The organism is Falsiroseomonas oryzae, assembly GCF_027856955.1.
Lineage (GTDB): Bacteria > Pseudomonadota > Alphaproteobacteria > Acetobacterales > Acetobacteraceae > Falsiroseomonas > Falsiroseomonas oryzae.
On the sequence record NZ_JAPSMD010000371.1, the window covers coordinates 1 to 5,280 of the forward strand.

The window sequence follows — 5,280 nt, forward strand, 5'->3', positions numbered from 1 at the left end:
CGCACCACGCGGCCGCCGCCGGCGCGCCGCGCGGCCAGGGCGCCGAGCGCCAGGGCGCCCATGCCGGCGAGCGAGGCCATCGTGGCCAGCGGATGCAGCTGCGCCTCCAGCAGCAGGCTGGAGGTGCGGTGCGGCTGGTCGGGCATGGAGGATCGCTCCTCGCCGCCCGGCCGCGCCTCGTGCAGGTTGTCGCGCATCTCCGGCCGGCGCGAGACGTCCGTGGCCTGCACGGGCTTGCCGATGGCCTCCATCGCGTAGTCGGTGAGGCGCGGGAACAGCGCGCCCGCCAGGGAGATCGCCGCGCCGCCGGCGCCGATCACCAGGTCGCGCCGCGGATGCTCGCAGGCGAAGCAGATGGCGCGCGCCACCAGGCGCGGGTCGTAGACCGGCGGCGGCAGCTTCACGCCGCGCGTGCCCCAGGTGAGGCGCGCATGGTCCTGGTAGGGCGTGTCGATCGAGGAGGGCTTGATCAGCGTGACGGAGATCGGCGTGCGCTCCGCCTCGAGCTCCATGCGCAGCGCGTCGGTGAAGCCCTTCACCGCGTGCTTCGAGGCGCTGTAGGCGCCCTGGTAGATCATCGCCCGGTCCGACAGCACGGAGCCGACATTGACGATGGCGCCGCCGCGCCCGCGCAGGCGCCGCGCGGCGAGCAGGCTGCCGTTGACCACGCCCCAGTAGTTCGTCTCGAACAGCCGGCGCTGGTCCTCCACCGAGGTTTCCTCGAGCGTGCCGACGATGCTGACGCCGGCATCGTTCACCCAGGAATCGAGCCCGCCGAATTCCTGCTCCGCGCGGTCGGCGGCGGCCTCCAGCGCGGCGGTGTCGGCGACGTCGGCGACATGGAAGGCGGCGCGTCCGCCGGCGGCGCGGATGCCCTGCACCGCATCCTGCAGCGAGGGCTCGTCGCGGGCGACGAGCAGCACCGCCGCGCCGCGCCCCGCGGCCATCCGGGCGGTGGCGAGGCCGATGCCGGAACTCGCGCCGGTGATGAGGATGGTCTGCCGCGACAGCGGCTTCAGGCGGACAGGCATCGCAGGCGACCCCGTGGTGATGGGGCGCGCAACGGGCGGCCGCGAGCGGGGTTCCGCCCGCGGCCCCGGCGGATCGCCGCGTCAGGCCAGGATGAAGTCGGAGCTGTCCAGCGCCTCCGGCTTCAGGTGGGGGAGGGCGATGGTCCCGTGGTCGGCGACCGAGACCAGCGCGCCGTTGCCGCGGGCCTCGATGGTGACCTGCTCGTCGAAGGTGCCGGCGGTGACGCCGAGCGCCGAGATGTCGAGCAGGTCGTGGCTGCCGCCGGCGTCGCCATGGGCCTCGAAGCCGGCCACGAGGTCGTTGCCGAAGGCTTCGCCGAACACGAAGGTGTCGTCATCCGCCCCGCCGAGCAGGCGGTCGTCGCCCGCGTCCCCTTCCAGCCGGTCCTTGCCGCGGCCGCCGCGCAGCAGGTCGTCGCCCGCACCGCCCTGCAGGTCGTCGTCGCCGCCGCGGCCGGCCAGGCTGTCGGCCTCCGCGCTGCCGACGAGGACGTCGGGACCCATCGTGGGCAGGCGGGTTTCGGCCGGCTCGTCCGGATCATCGGTCTCCGGCGGCGTGACGACGTCCGGCTCCTCCTCGTCAGGCACCGGCTCCTCGATGGGCTCCTCCTCGTCAGGCACCGGCTCCTCGATGGGCTCCTCCTCGTCGACGACGGGTGGCACCTCGTCGTCGGGATCAGGGTTGTCCACCGGGGGCGGCTGGGTGACGGGCGGCTGCTCCTCGACGGGGTCCGGATCCGTCACCGGATCGGGCGCAGGCGCAGGGGGCGCGGCGCCTGGCTGCCAGGGCGCGGAGGTGTCGAAGGCGGGCGCCGAGGCCAGGAAGGTCGTGCCGGAGACGTTCGCCGGGCCGGAGACGAGCTGGTCCGCCGTCAGGCCGAACACCTCGGTGTCGGAGACCGTCGCCGGAACGCCGGTGGCGTTCCACAGCAGCCGCCCGGAGGGATGCTCGTCGATCACCGTGTTGCCGGTCATCTCCAGGCTGGAATTGGCGTGCACGTTGCCTTCCACGCCGAAGGAGACGATCACCGGGTTCTCGCTGTTCGGGCCCTGCTGCAGCACGTTGTCGCGCAGCACCGCGCGTCCCCCGTTCGGCAGGTCGATGCTGTAGCTGGCCGTCGCGTCGAAATCGGCGAAGCGCGATCCGGTGATGATCGTCTCCTGCGCGCGGCTCTTCAGCTCGTGCCCGACGGACGCCTCGTGGAAGTAGCTGTTCTCCACCGTCAGCTTGCCGATGTCGCCGACATAGATGTTGTGGGTGCGCCCGTCGCCGCGGCCGTTGTGGTCGAACTCGCTGTCGCGGATGGTCAGCGTGGCGTCGCGGTTGCTGGCGATGGTCAGGATGCCGTTCTCGTTGTCGTGGAAGCGGCTGTCCTCGATCACCAGGTTGCCGCTCTCGTGGCGGATGCCGGCGCCGTTCTGGTCGGGCACGGCCGCGCCGGAGAACTCGAAGCCCTGGATCGTGACGTCGGCATTGGTGGTGAGGATCGCCTTGCCGTTGGGCGGCGCCGTGGTGGCCTTGAGATGCGCGACGCCGCCGACGGCGACCAGGCTCACATCCGTGCGGATCTCGGCGAAGTCGTTGGTGTAGGTGCCGGCCTGCACCTGGATGACGTCGCCGTCGCGGGAGGCGGCGATGGCGGAGGAGATCGTGTCGTACTGCTGGCCCGAGCCGACCGTGAGAACTGGCATGCGGCATGTCCCGTGTGTTGCGCTGGGCCGCAACCTGGAACCTGCGCAGCGACGTCGAAAGTGTTACTTCGCGCCCACGGGTTTCAACCCTGCGTCGCGTCCGCGGCCCGCTGCGCGTGGCGGGCCGCGGCGCCCGTTCAGACGCCGAGCGTGCCGGCCTTCGCCGCGGCGTAGCGCTGCGCGATGCGGTTCCAGTCGAGCACGTTCCACCAGTTCGCGGTGTACTCCGCGCGGCGGTTCTGGTAGCGGAGGTAGTAGGCGTGCTCCCACACGTCGTTGCCCAGCAGCACGCGCTGCCCGTCCATCAGCGGGTTGTCCTGCCCGGGCTTGGTGACGATGGCCAGGCGCCCGGCCTGGTTCACCGTGACGAAGGCCCAGCCGCTGCCGAACACGCCGTTGGCCGCGGCGTTGAAGCGGGTGCGGAAGGTGGCGAAGTCCGTGAAGTCCTGCGCGATCGCCTGCGCCAGCTCGCCCGTCGGCTCGCCGCCGCGGCCGCCCATGATCGTCCAGAACATGGTGTGGTTCGCATTGCCGCCGCCGTTGTTGCGCACGGCGGTGCGCACGCCCTCCGGCACCTGGTTCAGGTTCATCAGGATCTGGTCGAGCGGCATGGCGGCGATGGCGGAGTGGTCGCGCACCGCGGCATTCAGCGCGTTGACCTGGGCGCCGTGGTGGAAGCGCCAGTGGATCTCCATGGTGCGCGCATCGATCGCCGCCTCGTTCGCGTCGAAGGCATAGGGCAGGTCGGGCAGGCGGAAGGGGCCGGATGGCGGCTGCGCCTGCGCCAGCGCGGTGCGGGGCGCGGCCCAGGCGGTGGCGAGGCCGGCGGCGGCCCCGAACAGGGCGCGGCGGTGCAGGATGGTCATGCTGGCGTTGTCCTCTCGGGCGGCGAATGCGCCGCGCCCGAGATAAGGGCGCCGGGCCGATCGGGGAAGGGTCGTCAGCCCCGCGCCGGGCGGCGCAGCCAGGCCACGGCGCCGAGCAGCAGGAGCGAGAGCGCGATCATCAGCGTCGCCGCGGCCATCACGGTCAGGCTGATCTCGTCGTTCAGGCCGGCGAACATCTGGCGCGGCAGCGTGCGCTGCCCCGGCCCCGCGAGGAACAGCACCACCACCGTCTCGTCGAGCGAGGTGGCGAAGGCGAAGACCGCGCCGGCCGCGACGCCCGGCATGATGCGCGGCAGGCAGACCCGCAGGAAGGCGCGCCACGGCCCGGCGCCGCAGGACGCCGCGGCGCGCAGCAGCACCGGGTCGAAGCGCGAGAGCGCGGCGAGCACCGTCACCACCACGAAGGGCACGCCGAGCATCGCATGCGCCGCGACCAGACCGGCGAAGGTGTTCGCCAGGCCGCGCGGCCCGAAGGCGAGCAGCAGTGCGACCGCGACGACGATCGCCGGCACCGCCATCGGCGCCAGGATCACCGCCATCACCAGGCCGCGCCCCGGAAAGCGCGCCCGCCAGAGGCCGAAGGCGGCGGGCACGCCGAGCAGCGTCGCCACCGCCGCGCTGGCCGTGCCGACCAGCAGGGAGTTGCGCAGCGCCGGCAGCCAGAAGTCGGAGGCGAAGAAGGCGGCGTACCAGCGCAGCGACAGCCCGGGCAGCGGGTAGTGCAGGAAGCTGCCGGCGGAGAAGGAGAGCGGCACCACCACGGCGATCGGCAGCACCAGGAACAGCAGCACGAGCAGGCCGAAGGCCCAGAGCGCGAGCCTCATGTCGTGCGTATCTTCTCGAACCCGACCAGCCGGCCGTACAGCGCGATCACCGCGGCGACGGCGGCCAGCAGCAGCACGGAGAGCGCCGCCGCCATGCCCCAGTCCACCGTGCGGTTGGCGTGGAAGCCGATGAGCCAGGCGAGCATCTGGTCGTTCGGCCCGCCCAGCAGCGCCGGGGTCACGTAGAAGCCGAGCGCCTGCACGAAGACCAGCAGGCAGCCTGCTCCGATGCCGGGCAGCGAGAGCGGCAGCAGCACGCGCAGGAACACGCGCAGCCGCCCCGCGCCGAGGGAGGCAGCGGCGCGCGCCAGCCGCGGGTCGATCTCCCGAACCACCGCCAGGATCGGCAGAACCATGAAGGGCAGCAGGATGTGCACCATTGCCACCAGCACGGCGAAGCGGTTCATCAGCAGCGGCAGCGGCTCCGTCACCAGGCCGGCGCCGAGCAGCGCGGCGTTCACGATGCCCTCCTTCTGCAGCAGCACCATCCAGGCCGCGGTACGCACGATCAGGCTGGTCCAGAAGGGCAGCAGCACGGCGCCGAGCAGCCAGGGCTGCGCGCGGCCCGGCGCCGTCGCGATCAGCCAGGCCACCGGATAGCCGAGCCCCAGGCAGAGCAGCGTCGCGACGGCCGAGATCCACAGCGTGCGCGCCAGGATGCCGCGGTGGATGCGGCTGTCCTCCGGCACCTGGGCGATGTCCCCGGCCGGGTCGCGCTTCAGGTCGAGCGTGGCGAGCAGGCGGAAATCGGCGACCGGGCCGGCCGCGCGCGCGATGGCCCGCCAGGGCGCCGGCGTGCCCCAGGCCTCGCCGGCGGCCAGGATGCGCGCGCGGTCCTCGCCCGGG

At 72.9% G+C, this 5,280-nt stretch carries 5 protein-coding genes; all 5 read right to left on the reverse strand.

Annotated features, from left to right (window positions below; translation table 11 throughout):
- Positions 1 to 1,031: SDR family oxidoreductase (locus tag OZN99_RS24600; RefSeq protein ID WP_270937880.1), on the reverse strand; the 1,031-nt coding region annotated here is incomplete at its 3' end.
- Positions 1,032 to 1,112: 81 nt separating this feature from the next.
- A complete protein-coding gene (locus OZN99_RS24605; RefSeq protein ID WP_270937881.1) occupies positions 1,113 to 2,723 on the reverse strand; it encodes a calcium-binding protein in 1,611 nt (536 codons plus the stop codon).
- Between the two features lie 137 nt (positions 2,724 to 2,860).
- The gene (locus OZN99_RS24610; RefSeq protein ID WP_270937882.1) at positions 2,861 to 3,589 is read right to left on the reverse strand and encodes a superoxide dismutase; all 729 of its coding nucleotides are present in this window, start codon (positions 3,587 to 3,589) and stop codon (positions 2,861 to 2,863) included.
- 74 nt (positions 3,590 to 3,663) lie between these two features.
- Entirely contained in the window at positions 3,664 to 4,434 is a 771-nt protein-coding gene (locus OZN99_RS24615) for an ABC transporter permease (RefSeq protein ID WP_270937883.1), read from the reverse strand.
- On the reverse strand, positions 4,431 to 5,280 hold an 850-nt coding region (locus OZN99_RS24620; protein WP_270937884.1), incomplete at its 5' end, for an ABC transporter permease. The genes OZN99_RS24615 and OZN99_RS24620, both read right to left, overlap by 4 nt.

Bases quoted from the DNA above. Each gene is read 5' to 3' on its own strand.
- OZN99_RS24605 (WP_270937881.1), bottom strand. From the start codon at position 2,723: ATGCCAGTTCTCACGGTCGGCTCGGGCCAGCAGTACGACACGATCTCC.
- OZN99_RS24610 (WP_270937882.1), bottom strand. From the start codon at position 3,589: ATGACCATCCTGCACCGCCGCGCCCTGTTCGGGGCCGCCGCCGGCCTC.
- OZN99_RS24615 (WP_270937883.1), bottom strand. From the start codon at position 4,434: ATGAGGCTCGCGCTCTGGGCCTTCGGCCTGCTCGTGCTGCTGTTCCTG.